Raw genomic sequence first — 21,257 nt, forward strand, 5'->3', positions numbered from 1 at the left:
GTACTCGGGTGACCCGTTCTGCTTCACGATGGTCTGGTCCAGACTGCCCACCACCCAGGCGTATCCGGTGGTCGGGTTGGCCTCGAGGGTGACGATCAGGCCCTGCCCGCCGGCCAGCATGAGGTCCTTGCCGTCGGAGTCCGCGCCGACGGCCAGGGCCGGATGCGCGCCGGAGGTGGCCTGCACCGCGGTGGTGACCGCGACGCTGGTGGCCGATACCGGTTGCGCCTCATTCGGATTGGAGTGGCCGCAGGCGGTCACCGCCAGCCCGGCCAGCAACACCATCAGCGGCAGACGCACGCGCACGGATACTCCTTCGGATCGTGGCCGGACCGTCCCCTCGTCGGGGAACGACGTGCCGACCACGCTACCGACGGCGGGTCCGCTACGAGGGCAACGGCACGCGACGGATGCCGCCGTCGCGGGCGTCGGCCGCCTCGACCTCGTCGCGGGTAACGCCCAGGATGAACAGCACCGCGTCCAGGAACGGATGCGAGAGTGCGGCATCGGCGACCTCGCGCAGCGCCGGCTTGGCGTTGAAGGCGATGCCGAGCCCGGCCGCATTGAGCATGTCGATATCGTTCGCGCCGTCACCGACCGCGACGGTCTGCTCCATGGCCACGCCGGTCTCGGCCGCGAAGCGGCGCAGCGCAACGGCTTTCGCGGCCCGGTCCACGATCTCGCCCACGACCGCGCCGGTCAGCTTGCCGTCGCGGATCTCGAGGGTGTTGGCCTGCACGAAGTCCAGTTCCAGCTCGTGGGCCAGGGGTTCGATGACCTGGCGGAAACCGCCGGAGACGACGCCGCAGCGGAAACCCAGGCGGCGCAGGGTGCGAATGGTGGTGCGTGCGCCGGGGGTGAGTTCGATGCGCTCGGCGACCTCGTCGATGACCGAGGCGTCCAGCCCCGCGAGGGTGGCCACGCGCTGGCGCAGCGATTCGGAGAAGTCGAGCTCCCCGCGCATGGCGGCCTCGGTGACCTTGCGGACCTCGTCCTCGACACCGGCGTGCGCGGCCAGCATCTCGATGACCTCGCCCTGGATGAGGGTGGAGTCCACGTCGAACACGATGAGCCGCTTGGAACGTCGCGCGAGACCCGCGCGCTCGACCGCCACGTCCACGCTCTCCTTGGCCGCGACGGCGGACAGAGCGGTGCGCAGTTCGGTTTCGACCTCGGCGTCGCCCGACGGCACGGTGACCATGAGCTCGAGGCCGGTCACCGGGTAGTCCGCGATGCCGCGAATGGAGTCGATGTTCACCCGCTGCGCGGCAAGCTTGCGCGCGATGGCGCTGAAGGCGCGTGCGGTGACCGGCGAACCGAGCACCACGACCGCGTGGGTCGAGAGCTTCGCGCCCGAGACCGCGCTCGCGCCGATCGCCACGTCGACCTCCATACCGATGGAGGCCATGGCGTCCTCGAGCTGATCTTGCAGCGCCTCGGGATCGCTGGGACACGACACCAGCACGCCGAGGGTGAGCCGTCCCCGGATGACGACCTGTTCCACGTCCAGCAGGCTGACCGCGTTATTGGCCAGCGCGGCGAGAAGTACCGACGTGACGCCCGGCTTGTCGGGCCCGGTAACCGTGACCAGAACCGTCGTGTCAGACGAACTCAATCGATAACTCCCATCTCGCGAAACGCATCGTCCATGCCTGCGATGCGCTGCTCATTCTGTCAGAACGACAATGGCGGCCGTCTTTCGACGGCCGCCATTGCCAGGTAGATCACGCGTACTAGCCGGAAACCTTCTCCAGCTCGGCCACGTGGTGGGACTTGGAGCCCCAGCCCACATGGGCCTCGGCGCGCATGCGCTCGACCATGTGCGGGTAGTGCAGCTCGAACGCCGGACGCTCCGAACGGATGCGGGGCAGCTCGTAGAAGTTGTGCCGCGGCGGCGGGCACGAGGTGGCCCATTCCAGCGAGTTGCCGTAGCCCCACGGATCGTCGACGGTCACGACCTCGCCGTAGCGGTAGGACTTGAAGACGTTCCAGATGAACGGCAGCATCGACGAACCCAGGATGAAGGCACCGATCGTGGAGATGGTGTTCAGGGTGGTGAAGCCGTCGCTCGGCAGGTAGTCGGCGTACCGACGCGGCATACCCATGTTGCCCAGCCAGTGCTGCACCAGGAACGTGGTGTGGAAGCCGACGAAGGTGGCCCAGAAGTGCCACTTGCCCAGACGCTCGTCCATCATGCGGCCGGTCATCTTCGGGAACCAGAAGTAGATGCCCGCGAAGGTGGCGAACACGATGGTGCCGAAGAGCACGTAGTGGAAGTGCGCCACCACGAAGTAGGTGTCGGACACGTGGAAGTCGATCGGCGGGGCGGCCAGGATGACGCCCGACAGACCACCGAAGAGGAAGGTCACCAGGAAGCCGACCGACCAGAGCATCGGCGTCTCGAAGGTGAGCTGACCGCGCCACATGGTGCCGATCCAGTTGAAGAACTTCACACCGGTCGGGACCGCGATGAGGAAGGTCATGAACGAGAAGTACGGCAGCAGAACGGCGCCGGTCGCGTACATGTGGTGCGCCCACACCGCGATCGAGAGGGCCGCGATGCCGAGCGTCGCGTAGACCAGGGTGGTGTAACCGAAGATCGGCTTGCGGCTGAAGACCGGGAAGATCTCCGAGACGATGCCGAAGAACGGCAGCGCGATGATGTACACCTCGGGGTGGCCGAAGTACCAGAACAGGTGCTGGTAGAGCAGGACACCGCCATTGGCCGGGTCGTAGATGTGGCCGCCGAGGTGGCGGTCGTAGGCCAGGCCGAACAGCGCCGCGGTCAGCAGCGGGAAGGCCAGCAGCACCAGCACCGAGGTGACGGCGATGTTCCAGGTGAAGATCGGCATCCGGAACATGGTCATACCCGGGCAGCGCAGGCAGACCACGGTGGTGAGCATGTTGACGCCACCGAGGATGGTGCCCAGACCGGAGACGGCCAGACCCAGGATCCACAGGTCGGCGCCGACACCCGGCGAGTGCACGATGTCCGAGAGCGGGGTGTAGGCGGTCCAGCCGAAGTCGGCCGCGCCGCCGGGGGTGATGAAGCCCGCGGTCGCCATGGTGCCGCCGAACAGGTACAGCCAGTAGCTGAACGCGTTCAGACGCGGGAAGGCGACGTCAGGGGCGCCGATCTGCAGCGGCAGGATGATGTTGGCGAAGCCGAACACGATCGCGGTCGCGTAGAACAGCAGCATGATCGTGCCGTGCATGGTGAACAGCTGGTTGAACTGCTCGGGCGAGAGGAACTGCATACCCGGGCGAGCCAGCTCGGCGCGCATGAGCAGCGCCATGATGCCGCCCACGAGGAAGAAGGACATCGCGGTCACCAGGTACATGACGCCGAGAACCTTCGGGTCCGTCGTGGTGACCATCTTGTAGATGAACGAACCCTTCGGACCCGTCCTTTGCGGATAGGGCCGAGCCGCCTCCACAAGGCTGGCCGGCCGCGGTTCTACGGCTGTCACGAAACCTCCACAGGTATGCCATCGTTCGTACGCTGCTTCCGGCGTCCGGTTCGGCTTATGACGAACGACGGTTGGCTTGCGCTGTGACAGATCGTAAACCGTGTTCCGACGGCGCTCGCCACGGGTCCTACTCTGTGTCGTAATTGGGAGTCGCCGGGCACGGCTGTAGGCTGCCCCGCATGCCGGTGCGCGAGTCCGCTTCCACCCGAAACACGTTCGCCTCCACCTTTTCCCCTTTGCGTCATTTGCGCAGTGTGGGATTGGTCTCGGCCGCGACGCTGCTCACGGTGGGCCTAGCCGCGGGGTGCGCCAAGACCGATGACAACTCGGCGAACATCATCCGCACGACCACCAATATCGCGGGCGCGGGCGTCGTCGGCATCGAGCGCGACACCTCCAAGGCCTGCCCGCTGCCGAGCAACCCGGATTCGGCTTCCGGCACAAAGACTGTCAACCACGCCGCCGGCACCTCCGAGGTCCCCGCCGATCCCAAGCGCATCGTGGTGCTGTCCACCGCCGCGCTGGACGCCACCTGCGCGCTGGGCCTGTGGGAGCGCGTGGTCGGCGCGACCACCCTCGCCGGACCGGTCCCGCAGCCCGGGTACCTCGGCACCGGCGTGGTCACCATTCCCGCGGTCGGCCTGAACGAGAATCCGGATCCCGCGAAAATCGCGGAGCTGAAACCGGATCTGATCATCGGCCCCGCCGCCGACGGCAACCGCTACGACGCGTTGAAGGCCATCGCCCCCACCGTCCTGGTCGGCGACGAGAACGGCTGGCAGGCCACCTTCTCCGGCTTCGCCGAGGCCATGGACCGCAAGACCGCGGGCGCCAAGGCGCTCGACGACTACCGCACCGCCGCCAAGGACGCGGGCATCGCCGCCAACTCCTCCCTCACCCAGGCGTCGGTAATCCGCTTCGACCCCAACAGCATTCAGGTCCAGGGCGGCAACACCTTCGCCGCCCAGGTCCTCGGCGACGCGGGCGTCCAACGCCCCCAGCCCCAACGCGGCGACTCCTTCGCGGTGACCAGCCTGTCGACTCAGAACGACCGCAACAAGATCGAGGGCGACCTCATCTTCCTCATGTTCGACGGCCCCGACGGCCTGAAGTACGGCAAGTCCGTCATGAACAGCGACGACTGGAAAAAGCTCGGCGCGGTCACCGACCGCCGCGAATTCGCCGTCGAAGACGCCATCTGGCACGGCAGCGGCATCACCGCCGCCCGAGCCCTCCTCGACGACATGCGCCTCAACCTCAACGGCTACGTCGGCGATTGACAATGATCCCCGGAAACATACGGCCCCGAGCGAGATTCGCTCGGGGCCGTATGTCAACCGCAGCAACTGATTTCGCAACGGTCGGGGTAACTCACCGGGTACGTCCAAAATAGTTTCGGCATTCGACCGCCGGCACGGGTGCACGAATGTTTACGGCACCCGAGCCGTCCGCTGAAGGCCCGGAGAGGCGGGGGAGCTCAGAACTCCCAGTCTTCGTCTTCGGTGTTGACGGCCTTGCCGATGACGTAGCTGGAGCCGGAGCCGGAGAAGAAGTCGTGGTTCTCGTCTGCGTTGGGGGAAAGGGCCGAGAGGATGGCGGGGTTCACGTCGCACTCGTCCTTGGGGAACAGGCCCTCGTAGCCGAGGTTCATCAGGGCCTTGTTGGCGTTGTAGCGGAGGAACTTCTTGACGTCCTCGGTGAGGCCCACCTCGTCGTAGAGGTCCTGGGTGTATTCGACCTCGTTCTCGTAGAGCTCGAAGAGGAGCTCGAAGGTGTAGGACTTGAGCTCGTCGCGTTCGGCTTCGGAGAGGCGCTCGAGGCCCTTCTGGTACTTGTAGCCGATGTAGTAGCCGTGCACGGCCTCGTCGCGAATGATCAGGCGGATCATGTCGGCGGTGTTGGTGAGCTTGGCCCGCGAGGACCAGTGCATGGGCAGGTAGAAGCCGGAGTAGAAGAGGAACGACTCGAGCAGGGTGGAGGCGACCTTGCGCTTGAGCGGGTCGTCGCCGTTGTAGTACTCGAGCACGATCTCGGCCTTGCGCTGCAGGTTCCGGTTCTCCTCGGACCAGCGGAAGGCCTCGTCGATCTCACGGGTGGAGCACAGGGTCGAGAAGATCGAGCTGTAGCTCTTGGCGTGCACCGACTCCATGAAGGCGATATTGGTGAGCACCGCCTCCTCGTGCGGGGTGATCGCGTCCGGGATCAGGCTGACCGCGCCGACCGTGCCCTGGATGGTGTCCAGCAGGGTGAGACCGGTGAAGACCCGCATCGTGAGTTGCTTCTCATTGGCGGTCAACGTGTTCCAGGACGGGATGTCATTGGAGACCGGCACCTTTTCCGGCAACCAGAAGTTGCCGGTGAGCCGATCCCAGACCTCCGAGTCCTTCTCGTCCTGCACACGGTTCCAGTTGATCGCGGTTACTCGATCGATCAGCTTCACGCCCGTTCACACACCCTTCTCAGCTCACCGGACCCTGCGGAGTCTCATTGCCCTGAACACTACTACTGGTAGGTGACATCCTTGTGCAGCACAAGAAGTTGTGTCTTCACGTGTCTTCGCGTTGTCCTGGGACAACGCGGAAGGGATGTGGGCAAGCACGCCGCCGACTGCTGAAAATTACAGCGATGGGATCCGTCACAGCGAGCCGGGGTGCACGCGTGTCGCGCACACCCCGATTTGCCGATCAGATGCCGAGGACGAGCTTCGCGGTGGTGAAGTAGATGATCAGACCGGTCGCGTCGACCAGCGTGGTCACCATGGGCGCGGAGATGACCGCCGGATCGATGCGCAGCTTCTTCGCCATCAGCGGCATGGTGCCGCCGATGGTCGCCGCCCACCCGCAGATGATGATGAGCGCGACACCCACCACCACAGCGATTTTCGCGCCGACGAACAGCGAGCCGATCACCATGCCGACCACGGCCAGCATGCAGCCGAGCAGCAGGCCGACCCGGCATTCGCGCCAGATCACCTTGAACAGATCCGAGACCCGCACCTCGCCGACCGCGAGCGCGCGCACGCAGGTGGTCGCGGCCTGGGCGCCCACATTGCCGCCGGAGCCGATGAGCAGCGGAATGAACAGCGCCAGATGCGCGGCCTGTTCCAGGGTGGGCTCGAAGAAGTTGGTGACCGTGACCGTCAGCGTCGCCGCGACCAGCAGGAGCAGCAGCCACAGCGCGCGGTAGCGCGCCAGCTGGAACACGCCCGCGGCCATGTAGTGCCCCTGCCAGGGGGCGGTACCGGCCTGGCGCGCCATATCCTCGGAGTCGGCGGCCTCGATGACCTCGACCGCGTCGTCGATGGTGAGCAGCCCGACCAGTCGGTCCTCGCTGTCCACCACCGGCAGGTTGATCAGGTTGGCGCCCTGCATGAGTCGCGCCGCCTTCTCCGCCGAATCGGTGGCGCGCACCGAGACCGGTTCGGCCGCAACCAGTTCCGCGATCATGGTGTCGGGCGAGGAGAGCACGAGATCGCGCAGCTCGACCACGCCGATGAGGCGGCGGCCCGCGTCGACGACCGGCAGCGTGTAGACGGTCTCGGCGTTCGAGCCCTTGGCGCGCACCGTCTGCAGCGCCTGGGCGACGGGCAGATTCCGCGGCAGCGCAACGACTTCCGGCGTCATATAGAAACCGACCGACCCCTCGGGATAGCCGAGCAGGGTGGCGGTCATGCGCCGCTCGTGTGGGCTGAGCCCGGCCAACACCTTCTTGGCGACCTTGGCCGGAGCCTCGCGCAGCATGCGCGCGCGGTCGTCGGGATCCATCTCCTCGACCAGTTCCCGGAAGCTGTGATCGCGCAGTCCGCTCAAAATGCGCTGCTGGTCGACGGGTTCGAGTTCCTCGAACACGTCCAGCGCGCGGTCCTTGTCGAGCAGCCGGAAGGCCATGACCGCGGTGACGGAGTCCATGCGGGCCAGCTCATCGGCGATGACGTGGGGTGCGTGGTCGTCGAGCCACCGCATGGTGGGGGTCAGGTGATGGCAGTCGACGATGTCGCGCAGCGAATCACCGTGGGCGATGTCGCGCAGCGAATTCCCTTCGGCGCAGGGCACGTCGAGTACAGGAGCAACAGGGGGCAGATCTGTCTGCGTCATGGCGGGACCTCGGCCGGATGGCGAGTGAGAAGGCGGATGGATGCACAGGATCACACCGCGGGCATCGCTCCACCGCCGCCACGAAAAGATCTATCGACGGAACAAAAGGGCGATGCCACGCGGCCTTCGACTGGGAGGTTCACCACGCATGGACCTCACCCCCTCCGAAAGCCGCCGTCGACAGAACAACCTCATACAGCATACATAGGCTGCCCTAAACGCGCTCTAGCTGGCCGGTACTAACCGGTACTAACCGGTGGCGTGTGGGTGACACCTGCGCGAATGCACTCGACTGGACGGTCTGATCCGTGAGAAGGTCGATCAGGCTCGGTCAACGGGACAGTTTGCCGCCGAATCATTTTTCGATCATTTTCGGCTCAGCCGCACGCCACAGCCGTTGGGCAGTCGTCCGGAATGCCCTAGTCTCTGCCTCTGTGCGTGTTTTGGTGTTAGAGGACGATCACCAGCTCTGCCGTGAGGTAACCGATGGGTTGCGCTCGGCCGGGTTCGCCGTCGACCACGCCCAGAGCATCGCCGACGCGGATTTCAAGATCGCCATCAATCGTTACGACTGCCTGGTGGTGGACCGCGGCCTGCCCGACGGCGACGGCCTGGACCTGGTCTCCGGCGCCCGCAGTGCCGGGCACACGGTGCCCGCGCTCATGCTCACCGGCCGCGACGGCCTCGACGACCGGCTGGCCGGATTCGAGTCCGGCGCAGACGATTACCTCACCAAGCCCTTCGCCCTGCCGGAGCTGGTGATGCGGGTGCGCGCGCTGTGCCGCCGCCGCGAACAGCCCACCGCCTCGCGAATCGTGGTGGCGGACATCGATATCGACCTCATGCGCCGCCGGGTCACCCGCGGCGGGGTCATGCTCATGCTCACCCCGAAGGAGTTCGCGGTCCTGGAACTCATGGCCACCCGGCGCGGCAGCGTGGTCACCCGCACCGATCTCATCGAATGCTGCTGGGACGAAATGGCCGAGCCCGCTTCGAATGTGGTGGACGCGGTGGTCGCCAAGCTGCGGCGCAAGCTCGGGGAGCCGAATGTGATCGAGACCGTGCGCGGGACCGGATTCCTGATCGCCGGCGGGATCTCGTGAGCGCGCATCGCTCCCCCGCCGTGGCCCGGCTGCGGCGGGCCAGCTGGGTCATGACCGCGCTGGTCACCGTGATCACCGCGGCCGCCGTGCTGATCTTCGGCTTCGTGGCCGCCACCATCGACGCACACGCGCGCGAGACCCGCGCCAACGATCAGGTCGAGCGGGTGTCGGACGGACTGGCGCGCGCCATCCAGCACGACGAGAAGCAGTCGCTGGACCTGTCGACGGTCATCGACGATCCCCTGGCCAAGGGCTCGGTGGCGGTCGTGGTGGCGGTGCGCAAACCGGGTGAGCCGTGGAAGCAGGCCCACACCTATCAGCGCTCGCTCATGCCCGACGACGCCCAGATCGCCACGCTCGCAACGCAGATCGAGGATCACGCGGACGGGCTGATCTATCAGGGCAACCGCTACACCGGCACCGATATCACCGGCCGCGCGGTCACGGTGGCGGGCAGCCCGGTGTTCTGGAACGACTGGGACAATATCGTCGTCATCCTGGCCGGGACCGAGGCCATGGCCGACGCCGGGCAGCATCAGAACCTGGTGTGGGAGTTGCTGATCGGCGGCAGCCTGCTGGTGCTGCTGTCCGCGGCCGCGACCTATCTGCTGTCCAGCCGCAGCCAGCGCCAGGCACTGCGGCTGCTCGACGAGCACGAGCAGTTCCTGGGCGACGCCGCGCACGAATTGCGTACGCCGCTCACCACTTTGAAGCTGCTCACCGAATCCAAGCCGAAGCCCGACGAGGTGCAGCAGACCCTCGCCGAGGCCCGCCGCCTCGCGGATCGCATGGCGCGCTTGGTGACCGGGCTGCTCGCCCGTGCGCGCATGCAGTCCGGCATCGCCGAACCCGAGCGCACCATGCTGCGCCTGGATCAGCTCGCCGAGGCCGTGGCCGAGGAAGCCGGAGACCCGCGCATCGTGGTCACCGCGCACCCCAGCGTCGTGGTCGGCGACCCGCAGCTGCTCGGCCTCGCCATCCGGAACATGTTGGAAAACGGCCTCACCCACGGCGCGGTCAACCGTGCCGCCCCCGTCGAGGTGCACGTCGCCGAGGGCCGCGTCAGCATCCGCGACCACGGCCCGGGCGTCGACCCGGTCATGTCCGCCAGCCCCTTCAACCGCGGCGCCGCCGGCCGAACCGGCCGCAACGGCATCGGCCTGGCCCTGGTCGCCTGGGTCGCCGAGGCCCACGGCGGCAACGCCTCCATCGAACCCGCGGCCGGCGGCGGCACCATCGCCACCCTCTGGCTCCCGCCCGCCGACATCACGACAGGAGTTCCCGCCGGCCGGTGATCGGCCCCCACACGCCGATGAGCGCGACCATCACCAGCAGCGCGACGGTGATGACGGTGAACACCGTGCCCGGACCGCGGTGGTCCAGCAGCGGCAGCAGCAGGAACGGCTGAATCGCCGTGGACAGCTTGGACAGCGAGTAGGTCGCCCCCGACGCCGTACCGCGCACGCTGGTCGGGAACGACTCCGGCAGATAGGTGTGAATCGCGTCGGAGAACACATTGCTGGCCAGCGTGAACAGGCCGCCCGACAACAGGATCAGCGGCACCGCGGTGGCGAAACCGAAGACCAGGCCGAAGACCGCCATCAACGCGGCGCTGGCCATCACCAGGTATTTCCGTTCGATGCGCTCGATCAGCGGAATGGCGAGCAGGGAGCCGAGCGGATAACCGAGGTAGGTGATCGCGAGGTACCCGAGGGAGTTCACGACGGTGAATCCCTTGTGCTGCAACACCAGAACGGCCAGCGTGCCGAAACCGTAGTAGCCGAACACCTGCAGGATCATCACCCCGGAGAACAGCGCGGTGCGGCCGCGGAAGGGCTTGCGCAGAATCTCGGTGAACGGCACCCGCTCCCGGGTCTGCCCCGCCTCCCAGTGCGGCGACTCCGGCATGTGGCGGCGCGCCACGAACACCAGTCCCGCGCCGAGACCGCCGAGCACGAACAGCCAGCGCCAGCCGTCGATGCCGAAGGGGTGCAATGGAACCAGCCAGCGGGCCAGGAAGCCGACGGACGGGACCGCCAGGAAGCCGATCGTGTAGGCGGTGGCGATCATGCGGCCGCGCACCCGCGCGGGCATGGTCTCGGAGAGGTAGGTGTCCGACACCGTCATCTCCGCGCCGATGCCCAATCCCGCCAGCGCCCGGGTCGCCATGAGGAACCAGACGTTCGGGCTGAACGCGCCCAGCAGGGTGAAGCCCGCGTACAGGCCGATGTTCACCATGAACATGCGGCGGCGGCCGAAGACGTCGGAGAGCCGTCCGATCACCAGCGCGCCCAGGAACTGGCCCGCGAACGCCGAGGCGAGAATCCCGCTGAGCTGATAGGTCGACAGGTGCAGCTGCTGCTTGAGGACGCCGGTGACGGTGCCCGCCAGGAACAATTCGTACAGGTCGAAGAACAATCCCATGCCCACCAGGGCGACCAGCTTGTAATGCACCGGGCCCAGCGGCTGTTCGTCCAGCCGCAGGGAGGGGGTGGATCGCGTGTCGCGAGAGTCACCGTATGTGGTCATCGGACACACATAGCACTTTCGCCGGACAGCGAGCCATGGTTGTGATCACCATAGAGGAGTGGATGTCGTGGGGACCGGGCTCGAATCGTTGACGATGGTGCGGCACGGGGAGAGTACGGCCAATGCCGCTCCTTATACGGGGGCGGCGGAATTCATCAGCGGCACAAGGGATGCCGATGTGCCGTTGACGGAGAAGGGGGCCGGGCAGGCGGCTGCCGTGGGGAAGCGGCTGGCCGAGATCGCGCCGGGGTTCGATCTGGTGCTGTGCTCGCCGTATGTTCGGACTCGGGAGACCGCGCGGATCGCGCTCGAGGCGGTGGATGCGCCGACGCCGCGGTTCGATGAGCGGCTGCGGGATCGGGAGAACGGAATTCTGTTCGGGCTCACCAGGTCCGGGATCATGCTGCGGTATCCGCGGGAGTATCGGGAGATGGGGAGGCTCGGCGGGTTCTACTACCGGCCGCCGGGCGGGGAGTCGTGGCCGGACGTGGCGCTGCGGCTGCGGGCGGTGCTGCGGGAAATGCACGGGCACGTGCTGGTTTTCACGCACGATATCGCGATTGTGTTGACCCGCTATCTGTTCGGGGAGCTGGCGGAGGCGCAGTTGAGCGCGCAGACCACGGCGCAGGTGCGCAATGCGTCGATAACCCGATGGGAGCGAATGGACTCCGGCGATGCGATGCGGCTGACCGTGTACAACGACGCCTCGCACCTGGACTAGACGCTACTTCGGCCGCGTCGGATCCACCGAGCCCAACGCCCACTCCGCGCCCTCGGGCCAGTCGGTGCCGCGCGGCGGTTCCGGGTCGTATTGGATGCCGCGGCGGACCCAGCGGGCGCGCTCGTCACCGGCGAGGCGCTGGACCAGGTACAGGGCCATGTCGGTTCCGGCGGAGACGCCCGAGGAGGTGACGATGTCGCCGGAGTCGACGTAGCGGGCGTCGGGGCGCACCCGGATGGTCGGGTCGAGTTCGGCGAGCACGTCGAGGGAGCGCCAGTGGGTGGTGGCCGGGCGGTCCTTCAGCAGCCCGGCGGCGGCCAGGACCAGCGAGCCGGTGCACACGCTGGTGATCAGCGGCACCCGATCGCGTTGGGTCCGAACCCAATCCAGGACCTCGCGGTCGTGCACCATCGGCCGGGTGCCCTGTCCACCGGGGAATACAAGAACATCCATGGCGGGCGCGGTCTCGAACGAGTGGTCCGGTGTCACTTTCAAGCCCTTGGCACACCGCACGATCGCACCGGTGTGCGAGAAGGTGAACACCTCCCAGCCGTCCTCGGGCACCATGCGCGTCCAGAACGCCAGCACTTCCCAGGGCCCGGCGAAGTCGAGTTCCTCGACGCCGTCGAACAACAGAATCCCGATCCTGCGCGTCGCTTCGGCCATGCCCCGATGCTTCCATCCGGCAGCGATCGTTTGTCATGCGGGGTCCACCTGGCACATGTGAGAAGTCACAAGTCGGCCGGAAGGGCATTACTGTGCTTCACAGGAGGAATCGAACCGGCCGCTCGAATATGCGGCATGCGTTAGCGTTTCATGTCCCGGAAGGGGCACCACCCCGGGGGTCGAAGGGAGCACGGATGTCCGTGGAGATTCCGGCCCGGGCTGGGCTCACCGTGTCCGGCAGTCCGATATCGTCGCCGCTCAAGGATGTGCGCGGGCTCGCGCGGCACATGGTCGGGCATTTCGTCGAGACGGTCGCGCCGTGCGGGACGCTGCCCGGGGACGCGATTCACGGCGACGTCACCGCCATCACCCGGATCTGCCTGGAACTGGCGGTCGGCATGCTGGACGGGCGAGATATTCCGGAGAAGACCAAGCGTCTGGAGGAGGCCGCCGCGCAATGGGCGCGCGAGGGCATTCCGATCGACACCATCCATCACGCCATCCACGAGGGCTTCAAGATCGGCTCCGAACTGGTGATGGCCAATGCCATGTCGCGCCACCTCCGCCAGGAGACCGCCGACGGCGACGCGACGCTGGTGATCGCGGCCGCCGATATGGACAACATCATGGACGGCGCGAAACTGGTCGTGGAGCTGCTGGACCGGATGACCTCCGCGGTGGCCATGGCGTACGTGCGGGAACTGCGGTCGGTGGTGAGCGAACACCACACGGCCGTGCACACTCTGACCTCCGCGCTGCTGGGCGGGCACAGCACCTCGACCATGGCGCGCGAGTGCGGCATCGAGATCGCCGAGACGTATCACGTGCTGGCGCTGGCCATTCCGGATCATCCGGAGGAGCACTCCCCCACCGTGGACGGCGCGGTGGTGGCGCGGCGCAAGCTGCGGCGGGTGCAGGCGGAGCTGGCCACGCGGTATACCGACAAGGTGCTGTCGCTGCTGAGCGTGGACGGCGGGACGCTGCTGGTCCCGGCGACCGCGCTCGCCGAGGAGCAGCTCGACGAGCTGGTCGAACAGCTGTCGCGGGCCGCGCGGGTGCCGATCACGGCGACCATGGTTTCCGCTACGCCGCAACAGATTCCGGACGCCGCCGATCAGGCGCACGAACTGCTGGACATCGTGCACCGACTACGGCTGGTGCGCGGACTGTTCCGATTCGACGAACTGGCTTTGGAATACCAGCTGACCAGACCCGGTCCCGGCCGCGACCACCTGGGCTCGCTGCTGGACCCGCTCGACGAGCACGCGGAACTGCTGGAAACCCTGCAATCCCACATCAGCAACAACCTCAACCGTCAGCGCACCGCGCGAATGCTGCACGTGCACACCAACACCGTCGACTACCGCCTCAAGCGAATCGGGCAGCTGACCGGCTTCGACCCGACCCAGGCGTCGGGGCTGTGGTACCTGCGGTCCGCGCTGGTGGCGCGGACCTATCAGGCCGGATAGCACGTCAGCAGTTGGAGGGCGCGGGGTCGCCGCGGAAGCGGGCGTCGAGCCAGGTGAGTGCGGCCGGGAGACCCAGGACGGCGGCGGTCAGATGGTCGGGGACCGGTTCCTGCTCGGACCAGACCTGCGCGCCCGCCGCGCAGTAGCGGTGAATGGTATCGACGATCGCATCGACCGGGATCAAGCCGTCGATCGGTGAATGCCATTCGAAGACAGGCATGTTCGGGACGCCCTTGAACAGTTCGAGGCTGTTCTCCTCGACCACCGAACGGGCCGTCTGATCGCCGGTCATGACCGTCGTCTTGGCGATATCGAGTGCGCCCTGCCCCGCGCCCGCGGTCAGGATGTCATTGGTGCAGCTGTTGAGCAGCTTGTCGCGAATCGCCAGGCCGCGGTCGTTGAGCTGGTCGGTGAGCGGAAAGCGGTCGGGGTACTCGCGTTCCAGGCCCAGGCCCGCCGCGAGGGCCAGGCCGAAGACCGGATGCCGGTTCAGGCCGAGGGTTTCCAGCATGGAGACCAGGTTCATCGGGACGCCGCCCATGGCCGCGCCCGCGATGTGCAGGTCGGGGGCGTACGACGCGGCCAGCGCCGCGGCCCAGGCCGTGGCCATGCCGCCGCCCGAATAACCGGTCATGGCGACCGGGCTGTGCTCGACCTGCAACGCGGACACGTGCTGCGCCGCACGAATCCCGTCCAGGGTGATCTGCCCGCCGAGTTTGGCCGCGCCGTAGGCGAATCGGGGGCCGAGATGGTCGGGCAGGGCCACGGTCCAGCCGCGCTGTAGCAGGATGTTCCAGGCCGGGGCCTCACGGACCATGAGATTGGGGTCGGTGGTGTAGAGCACCCGGGACACCGCGCACTGCGCGCCCAGGCCGTTGATGATCTGCTGCAGCGACAGCAGCGGGGCATCCGGGCGGCGATTGCGCGGGGACAGCACGGTGGTGGTGGCCGCGATCGGCTTGCCCTCGGAACTGGTGGAGCGGAACTTGATCAGCGTGATCTCGGTGTCGGGGAAGATGGCCAGCGCGGGCATGGCGCGCACGGCCAGCACGTCACCGGGCTGGTGATCGGCGAGATCGGCGGGGGCGGCGTAGAAGGGGTCCGGATCCGGGGTGGGAAGCAGGGGTTGCGCGGCCGCGGAACCCGATGCGACGAGCCCGGAGGCGATCGTGAACAGCAGAGCGCCGATGACCGCGATCGGCACGCGTATCCTCATGCCGGGCAGCGTAGGAAGGTCCGCGCGGGTGGTCGAGAGGGACACGCCAACCTTCCGAACAGTCACAATCGCCGCGCGGGGACGATTGTGAGCGGTGGCAGACGGGCGGGGATCTCATTCGGGGGCAAGGTATTTGGACATTACATTTGGGGCACAGTCGTTTCTGTTCCACTGAGTAACAACTAAACTCGGTCGGCGCTTGTGACATATCCAAGCGCGATTCGTAACACCTTCTCAGCCAGGATATTCCGGTTACGTTCGGTCACAGAGATACTACTGAGGAGTAGCACATGACCGGCACCACCGAAGGCAAGGTCTTGTTCGACAGCGTGGGGGAGGCGCTCACCCACCGAGTCACCGTGTACCTCGGCGGGCCGGAGGACGGTGCCGAACTCACCATGGAATACGCGGCCACCTGGAGAGAGGCGTCCGATTTCACGGTGGCGGCGGTACATGCCGGACTGGCCGTGACAGTCGACGGACGCATCCGGCCGGGTCTGCGCCGACTACCGCGTTACGGTTTCCGGCATTGAAATAGCCCGAACCACAACCGATTCGGGCGGCTCCATCACCGCCCGAAGGCGGTCGCGAGGGTATCCCAGGCCGGGCCCAGCTGCGTGGAGAAATCCTCCCAGGCGTGAATGCCGGTCGGCTCGTAATGCACGGTGGCGGGAATTCGCAAGTCGCTCAGGCGTTTCGCGAAGGTCTCGGTGCAGATCCGGGCACCCGCCTCCAATGCCACACCGCCGCCCGCGGTTTGCAGGGCGGCCATCGTGTCCGATGCTCTCAGCACCTCGGCCAGGTCGAGCATCCCGGGGACGCCGGTGGCGGCCGAGAGATAGATGACGGTGCCGCGCAAGGCTTCCGCGCCCAGCGTGCTGTCGTGGGTCACCCAGTCGAAGGTGCCCAGCGGTCCCCACATCTTCACGACATTGCCGCCGCGCGAGGCCACCGTGAGCGCGGTGACCGCGCTGCCGGGTCCGTCGATGGTGGAGTAGCAGCCGCTCAATCCGGCCACGGCACGGTAGAAGCCGGGGTGGCGGTGGGCCAGCATCATCGCGCCCTGCGCGCCCATGGAGACGCCCGCGATGGCGCGGCGGCCGTCCGAATGCAGATACGGCTCGATGGCTCCGGGCAATTCGCCGGTGAGGAAGGTTTCCCAGCGGTTCCAGCCCAGGGCGACGTCGGGGCGCTGCCAGTCGGTGTACATGCTGCCGGTGGCGCCGGCGGGGAAGACCACATCGACCGGTTTGTCGGCGAAGAAGTCAGCGGCGTGGCCCTTGGTGAGCCAGTCCGAGACGCCTTCGGCATCGACGCCGTCGAGGAGGTAGAGGGTCGGGCGGGGTCCGTCGCCGGAGCCGTGCAGCACATCGAGGGTGACAGTGCGGCCCATGGCCTCCGACTCGACCTCGACCCGCTCCCAGCGCGGCCCGATCCGATCGGAATTGATAACGCTCGTGCGCAAGGCATTTCGGTCCGCCGTCGCGGTCACCGGCATGCTCGCGACCATCAGCAGTGCGGCCGCGACCACCGCCGTACGCCATATTCTGCTGTCCGACAAAGCAACTCCTGAAGCGGGCTTCATATCCGAAGAACCCACCGAGCGGCTGCGAGGAAATCCGCTCGGTGGGTGGTCTTCATTCAACAGTGCGAAAAGAGCAGACAGTCCTCGATGTGCGGGGGCAGGCGAGGACTCGGACTCACCTCCAAAACGCGTGTCCCAGTGCGGTTTCCGATTCCGAAATTGACCGCGCATTCTTTTCGGTCCAATACCGTGTTTCGATCCAATCTCGGAACCATCACGAGCGTAACCAGCGGCGGGCATCACACGGCAGATCCGGAAGCACCTTCTGGAGAGTTCACAATCGCGGCCGATCTACACGTGGGATTGACCACAGCAGCGGATGCCTCCACCCCGTTCCCCTGGTCGTCAATCCCCCGAAACATGCCATCAACCAAGCGTTTTCTCGCGACAAACCCGTTGACCTGCACGTTGAGGACCGACTAGGTTTGCGTCCGAGAGTTTGGTCTAGACCAACCGAGAGGATGCGCGCGTGCAGTCGATGGGATATCTGGCCCTGGCGATCTCCGTCTTCATGCACGCCGGCTGGAATGTCACCCTCGGCTGGATCCGCCGCAGCGACCGCCCGGTCTCCTCCACCGCCGACATGCTCATCGCGGGCGGCCTCCTCTTCCTCCCGATCGCCGTGGCCACCTGGCATTTCGAGCTCTACGCCCTCCCCTTCGCCGCCGCCTCGATCTGCTTCAGCACCATCTACTTCGCGCTGCTCGAAAAGGCTTATGCCACGGCCCCGGTCGGCGAGGTCTACCCCATCGTCCGAGGCAGCTCCCCCGTCCTGGTCATCACCGCCTCGGCCATCCTCGGCACCACCATCGGCTGGACCCGCTGGCTGGGCGTCGCCTTCATCACCTCCGGCGTCCTCATGATCGCCCTCTCCCGCGCCCAGCCCTCGGCCCCGGGCATCACCGGCGGCCGCCGCTCGGTTTTGTGGGGCCTCACAATCGGCATGTGCGTCGCCAGCTACACCATGTTCGACGGCGTCGGAGTCCAACACGCCTCCCCCATCGCCTACTTGATCACCGTCATGGGCGGCTCCGGCCTGGTCCTCAAAACCCGCGACCTCGCCCGAGGCACTCCCAACACCCTCACCCTCCGCGCGCTCCCCTTGACCGCCGCAGGTGGCACCGCGATGCTCGGCGCATTCGGGCTGACCCTGATCGCCATGACCCAACTGCCCCTCGCCGTCGTGGCCAGCGTCCGCGAATCCAGCATCGTCATCGGGGCATTGATGAGCAGACTGCTTCTGAACGAACGGATTTCACGTCAGGGGGCTTGTGGAATAGCCAGTGTTCTCACCGGGACAATCGTAATCGGATTGCCCGCGTGACGAATTCGTGATTATGCTTCTCAAATAGTCTGCAATACAGGACAATTCGGGTTCCCTGGCTGTTTGCGCTGCAGTAAAATGGAGGCATGACCACGGGTGGAGGTGTTTCCGGTAGCAGCACGATCGCCGACGCGATCGCAATGCTCGCCGCCGCCACCGACATCCTGCTCACCAATTCGTTCGGTGGGTTCTCCGATGACGAATTCGTCGAGTTCATGCAGGAATACGAGACCCGCAAGCGTGCCATGGCCGCCATCGACCACCGCATCGTGGGGGAAGTGCGGAACCGCAATCTGCCGGAGAAGGCCGGGTGGAAGAAGCGCACCGGCAAGTACCTCGAGCAGGTATTGCGTTTGGGGCATGCCGAGGCCGGTGCCCGCGTGAACGCTGCGGAATACCTCGGCGAACGCCAGGTCACCGGGCAGGTGCTGGAGCCGACCCTGGCGTGGGTCGCGGCCGCTCAGGAGCAGGGTCTGCTGTCGCCGGATCACGCGCGTCGGATCGTGAAGATCATGGGCCGCATCCCCGGAAAGACCCACCCGGAACTCGTGGGCAAGGCGGAAATGGAGTTGGCACACTTCGCCACCCGCTCCACCCCCGACGACCTCCCGAAGCTCGGGGACCGCATCCTGGGGTTCCTCGACCCCGACGGCCGCCTCGTCAGCGAGGACGACCGCCAAGCCCGGCGTGGCTTCGTGCTCGGTAAGCAGGGCGTGGACGGGATGAGCGATGTCTCCGGCCAGCTGACCCCGGCCGCGCGGGCGCTGCTGGATGCCGTCTTCGCCGACCTGGCCCAACCCGGCATGTGCAACCCCGACGACCCGCAAAGCCCGCAGCGCGCCAAGGGAATCGGTGCCGATGTCTTGCAGGCCGCCGCCCGCCGTGACACCCGCACCACCGCCCAGCGCCAGCACGATGCGCTGATCGCGCTGCTGCGCCCGGAGATGGGTCCGGCCAACCTCGGCCAACACCGCGGCCTGCCCGTCTCCACGATCATCACCATGTCGCTCGCTGAAGTGGAGGCCGCTGCCGGTGTCGCGACCACCGCCTCCGGTGGCACGGTCCCGATGGAAGAGGCGCTGCGCCTCGCCGAGCAGTCGCGCCCATTCCTGGCGATCTTCGACCACGCCGGTCGCCCTTTGCATTTCGGTCACTCCAAGGCCCACCGTCTCGCCAACGCCGACCAGCGCCGCGCGCTCATCGCCGCCGAGCGCGGCTGCACCCGCCCCGGCTGCGACGCCCCCGCCACCCTGTGCGCGGTCCATCACGTCACCGAGTGGGCCAAGGGCGGCCCTACCGACATCGAAAACTTGACTCTGGCTTGCGATTCCTGCCACTCGTTGATCGGGGAAGGCCCGGACAAGTGGAAGACGGTGGTGATGCCACCGGAATCCGAGCATGCCGGGCGCATCGGCTGGATCGCGCCTGCCTCGATCGACCCCTCCCAGACTCCGCAGGTGAATGACCGTCACCATGCCGGGGAGTTGAAAGCCGCCTCCCTCACCGGGATTCCCAAGCGGACGCGGAAGCGCCCGGCGGTCCGGTGCGGGTTACGTCCCTAATTCCCGTGGCAGCCTCACCAACAGGTGGGGCCCCGTGGGCTGCTTCCGAAACCGGCTGCTCGTGTCTCGCTGGCGTGCGCAAAGCACGGGGAAGCGTGGTCACCTCGCCTGCCCTACCGGACCGGGGCTGACGCCGGGCCGGGAGCCGCCACCCGCCGATCCCAGCCCACGGACTGCACGCATCACCTACTCGAAACAACACAACAAGAACCAAAACCCCCAGCACCAACGCTCATTGACAACTCCACAGGGTGCCAAGCTCCCCGCCCAGTCCCTCCCCGCCCGCCTGTTCGCCGAGCGGCACATCCTGGAGGGCCTTTGTCCGGTTCCTCCCTAATCCCGCCTCCAGGATGTGCCTCTCGACGACAGCAACCGGGCGAATCGGACACGCGACGGGCGTCTTTGAGTGTTCTTCCCCGGGCCGCTGCGCGCCCGAGCCTCGAGGAGGCTGGTCCCGCCACCGAGGTGCCCAACCCAGCCCCCTCCCCACCCCTCCTCCTGGCGTCTTTTGTCTTTTTCTTCTTTGTCTCTTCGTCTTTGGCTCTTCTATCTCTTCCCGAACCAATCGAGGGTCTGCCCATGCGGGCGCGCGAAGGCCACCGGCACACCGTTCGACGCGACCACGAGATGGACGTCCGCTACCCCGGGCGGAGTCTCCAGCCCACCGAAATCCACTACACCCGGAGACTCATTGGTGATCCAGTCACAGCCGAGGCTACGCATCATCTCGGGAACGGCCTGGCGGTCGGAGCGCGAAAGGTACAGCAGGACAGCGCTACCGAAGACTATGACCGGAATGTCCGGGGGCGCTTCCAGAATGAAGGCGGGGAGGCCGGTCAGTAGGTCGCCGCGGAGCAAGCGGGGTGGGTCCTTGCGGGCGATTTCGGCGGCATTGTGCAGGCGCTCCAAGCGGTTTCGCTGTTCGGGCCAGACCAGGGATTCGAGCCAGCGGACGTCCTCTGGGTCGGATACGTCGAGGGGGTTGAGGTCGATGCCTGCGCGGTAGACGACGTTCGGGAGTTCGGTGGGGATGGGTGGGTTGCCGGTGGTGGTGCAGTCGAGGACGACGGTCGACCGGCCGTCGTGAGGGTCGAGGATCGGGCCCTCGTCGTAGCGGTAGCTGTAGCGGTCGGGGTAGAGGCACAACCCGGCGGAGGTGCCGAATTCGATGAGCGCCACCGGGTTCGGGCCGTATTTCGCTAGCAGCGGGAGCAGGGCCGCGGTTCGCCCGACCTCGTTGGTTTGGGTTCGGCGGGTCATGGCGACGTCCTGCACCTCGGCCCAGTTGGTGATCAGGAAGTCCTTGAACTCCTCGAACGGACCGGGCGTCACCCCGAGGAAACGCGCCGCGCCGAGGATCAGGTTGGGCTGGCGCTTGTAGACGGGGAGGGCGTCGATCAGGGTGAGAAGTTCTGTGTCCTCGGCGATTCCGAGTGTCCAGGCTTCGTAGCACGGTGAGTAGCCCCGGACCTCGCGTTCGGCGAAGTTGCGGTAGCGGTCGGCGGTTTCCATGGCGGC

At 66.7% G+C, this 21,257-nt stretch carries 18 protein-coding genes; 8 read left to right on the forward strand and 10 right to left on the reverse strand.

Annotated features, from left to right (window positions below; genetic code table 11):
* From ON43_RS25170 to ctaD, 3 genes are all read right to left on the reverse strand, one after another.
* A partial coding sequence (locus tag ON43_RS25170) for a protease inhibitor I42 family protein (RefSeq protein WP_040811337.1) occupies window positions 1–306 on the reverse strand: 306 nt, incomplete at its 3' end.
* Between the two features lie 79 nt (window positions 307–385).
* Entirely contained in the window at window positions 386–1,615 is a 1,230-nt protein-coding gene (serB, locus tag ON43_RS25175; protein WP_040811339.1) for a phosphoserine phosphatase SerB, read from the reverse strand.
* A gap of 118 nt (window positions 1,616–1,733) precedes the next feature.
* Window positions 1,734–3,470, reverse strand: coding sequence for an aa3-type cytochrome oxidase subunit I (gene ctaD / locus ON43_RS25180; RefSeq protein ID WP_083913703.1), 1,737 nt, complete (start codon window positions 3,468–3,470; stop codon window positions 1,734–1,736).
* A gap of 179 nt (window positions 3,471–3,649) precedes the next feature.
* Here ctaD and ON43_RS25185 point away from each other — a divergent pair, with 179 nt between their 5' ends.
* Complete coding sequence (locus ON43_RS25185) at window positions 3,650–4,750, forward strand: ABC transporter substrate-binding protein (protein WP_083913704.1); 1,101 nt, start codon at window positions 3,650–3,652, stop codon at window positions 4,748–4,750.
* A 197-nt stretch (window positions 4,751–4,947) separates the two neighbouring features.
* Here the strand turns inward: ON43_RS25185 and nrdF are convergent, their stop codons facing one another.
* Together nrdF and mgtE are read right to left on the reverse strand one after the other, a co-directional pair.
* Window positions 4,948–5,910 (reverse strand): class 1b ribonucleoside-diphosphate reductase subunit beta, encoded by a 963-nt coding sequence (nrdF, locus tag ON43_RS25190; protein ID WP_040811342.1) that lies wholly within the window; start codon window positions 5,908–5,910, stop codon window positions 4,948–4,950.
* 244 nt (window positions 5,911–6,154) lie between these two features.
* Entirely contained in the window at window positions 6,155–7,564 is a 1,410-nt protein-coding gene (gene mgtE / locus ON43_RS25195; protein WP_083913705.1) for a magnesium transporter, read from the reverse strand.
* Window positions 7,565–7,998: 434 nt separating this feature from the next.
* On the opposite strand from mgtE, the gene ON43_RS25200 reads away from it, so the two are divergent.
* Together ON43_RS25200 and ON43_RS25205 are read left to right on the forward strand one after the other, a co-directional pair.
* The gene (locus ON43_RS25200; protein ID WP_040811344.1) at window positions 7,999–8,667 is read left to right on the forward strand and encodes a response regulator transcription factor; all 669 of its coding nucleotides are present in this window, start codon (window positions 7,999–8,001) and stop codon (window positions 8,665–8,667) included.
* Entirely contained in the window at window positions 8,664–9,962 is a 1,299-nt protein-coding gene (locus tag ON43_RS25205; RefSeq protein ID WP_051179166.1) for a sensor histidine kinase, read from the forward strand. Before ON43_RS25200 ends, ON43_RS25205 begins: the two co-directional genes overlap by 4 nt.
* On the opposite strand, the gene ON43_RS25210 is transcribed toward ON43_RS25205, so the two are convergent.
* On the reverse strand, window positions 9,934–11,196 hold the full coding sequence (locus ON43_RS25210) for an MFS transporter (RefSeq protein WP_051179168.1): 1,263 nt from the start codon (window positions 11,194–11,196) through the stop codon (window positions 9,934–9,936). The genes ON43_RS25205 and ON43_RS25210 overlap by 29 nt on opposite strands.
* A gap of 58 nt (window positions 11,197–11,254) precedes the next feature.
* Between ON43_RS25210 and ON43_RS25215 the strand changes: the two genes are divergently transcribed.
* Window positions 11,255–11,917 (forward strand): histidine phosphatase family protein, encoded by a 663-nt coding sequence (locus tag ON43_RS25215; protein WP_218003363.1) that lies wholly within the window; start codon window positions 11,255–11,257, stop codon window positions 11,915–11,917.
* Window positions 11,918–11,920: 3 nt separating this feature from the next.
* On the opposite strand, the gene ON43_RS25220 is transcribed toward ON43_RS25215, so the two are convergent.
* Window positions 11,921–12,583 carry a DJ-1/PfpI family protein gene (locus ON43_RS25220; protein ID WP_083913706.1) on the reverse strand — a complete coding sequence of 221 codons (663 nt, stop codon included), beginning with the start codon at window positions 12,581–12,583 and terminating at the stop codon, window positions 11,921–11,923.
* A gap of 194 nt (window positions 12,584–12,777) precedes the next feature.
* On the opposite strand from ON43_RS25220, the gene ON43_RS25225 reads away from it, so the two are divergent.
* Window positions 12,778–14,052, forward strand: coding sequence for a PucR family transcriptional regulator (locus tag ON43_RS25225; RefSeq protein WP_040811346.1), 1,275 nt, complete (start codon window positions 12,778–12,780; stop codon window positions 14,050–14,052).
* A 4-nt stretch (window positions 14,053–14,056) separates the two neighbouring features.
* Here ON43_RS25225 and ON43_RS25230 read toward each other — a convergent pair whose 3' ends face one another.
* Entirely contained in the window at window positions 14,057–15,268 is a 1,212-nt protein-coding gene (locus ON43_RS25230) for a lipase family protein (RefSeq protein ID WP_040811347.1), read from the reverse strand.
* A 290-nt stretch (window positions 15,269–15,558) separates the two neighbouring features.
* Between ON43_RS25230 and ON43_RS25235 the strand changes: the two genes are divergently transcribed.
* A complete protein-coding gene (locus ON43_RS25235) occupies window positions 15,559–15,801 on the forward strand; it encodes a hypothetical protein (RefSeq protein WP_040811349.1) in 243 nt (80 codons plus the stop codon).
* Window positions 15,802–15,836: 35 nt separating this feature from the next.
* On the opposite strand, the gene ON43_RS25240 is transcribed toward ON43_RS25235, so the two are convergent.
* Window positions 15,837–16,829 (reverse strand): alpha/beta hydrolase, encoded by a 993-nt coding sequence (locus ON43_RS25240; protein WP_245568737.1) that lies wholly within the window; start codon window positions 16,827–16,829, stop codon window positions 15,837–15,839.
* 502 nt (window positions 16,830–17,331) lie between these two features.
* Here ON43_RS25240 and ON43_RS25245 point away from each other — a divergent pair.
* On the forward strand, window positions 17,332–18,177 hold the full coding sequence (locus ON43_RS25245; protein ID WP_040811350.1) for an EamA family transporter: 846 nt from the start codon (window positions 17,332–17,334) through the stop codon (window positions 18,175–18,177).
* A gap of 86 nt (window positions 18,178–18,263) precedes the next feature.
* A complete protein-coding gene (locus ON43_RS25250; protein ID WP_245568738.1) occupies window positions 18,264–19,739 on the forward strand; it encodes an HNH endonuclease signature motif containing protein in 1,476 nt (491 codons plus the stop codon).
* Between the two features lie 546 nt (window positions 19,740–20,285).
* On the opposite strand, the gene ON43_RS25255 is transcribed toward ON43_RS25250, so the two are convergent.
* Window positions 20,286–21,251 (reverse strand): DUF2332 domain-containing protein, encoded by a 966-nt coding sequence (locus ON43_RS25255; protein WP_040811352.1) that lies wholly within the window; start codon window positions 21,249–21,251, stop codon window positions 20,286–20,288.
* Window positions 21,252–21,257: the final 6 nt, after the last annotated feature.

It is taken from the genome of Nocardia concava NBRC 100430, assembly GCF_000308815.1.
Taxonomy (GTDB): domain Bacteria; phylum Actinomycetota; class Actinomycetes; order Mycobacteriales; family Mycobacteriaceae; genus Nocardia; species Nocardia concava.

Coding starts and splice junctions, on each gene's coding strand:
- ON43_RS25185 (WP_083913704.1), top strand. CDS start 3,650: ATGCCGGTGCGCGAGTCCGCTTCCACCCGAAACACGTTCGCCTCCACC.
- mgtE (WP_083913705.1), bottom strand. CDS start 7,564: ATGACGCAGACAGATCTGCCCCCTGTTGCTCCTGTACTCGACGTGCCC.
- ON43_RS25210 (WP_051179168.1), bottom strand. CDS start 11,196: ATGACCACATACGGTGACTCTCGCGACACGCGATCCACCCCCTCCCTG.
- ON43_RS25220 (WP_083913706.1), bottom strand. CDS start 12,583: ATGGCCGAAGCGACGCGCAGGATCGGGATTCTGTTGTTCGACGGCGTC.
- ON43_RS25225 (WP_040811346.1), top strand. CDS start 12,778: ATGTCCGTGGAGATTCCGGCCCGGGCTGGGCTCACCGTGTCCGGCAGT.
- ON43_RS25230 (WP_040811347.1), bottom strand. CDS start 15,268: ATGAGGATACGCGTGCCGATCGCGGTCATCGGCGCTCTGCTGTTCACG.
- ON43_RS25235 (WP_040811349.1), top strand. CDS start 15,559: ATGACCGGCACCACCGAAGGCAAGGTCTTGTTCGACAGCGTGGGGGAG.
- ON43_RS25245 (WP_040811350.1), top strand. CDS start 17,332: ATGGGATATCTGGCCCTGGCGATCTCCGTCTTCATGCACGCCGGCTGG.
- ON43_RS25250 (WP_245568738.1), top strand. CDS start 18,264: ATGACCACGGGTGGAGGTGTTTCCGGTAGCAGCACGATCGCCGACGCG.
- ON43_RS25255 (WP_040811352.1), bottom strand. CDS start 21,251: ATGGAAACCGCCGACCGCTACCGCAACTTCGCCGAACGCGAGGTCCGG.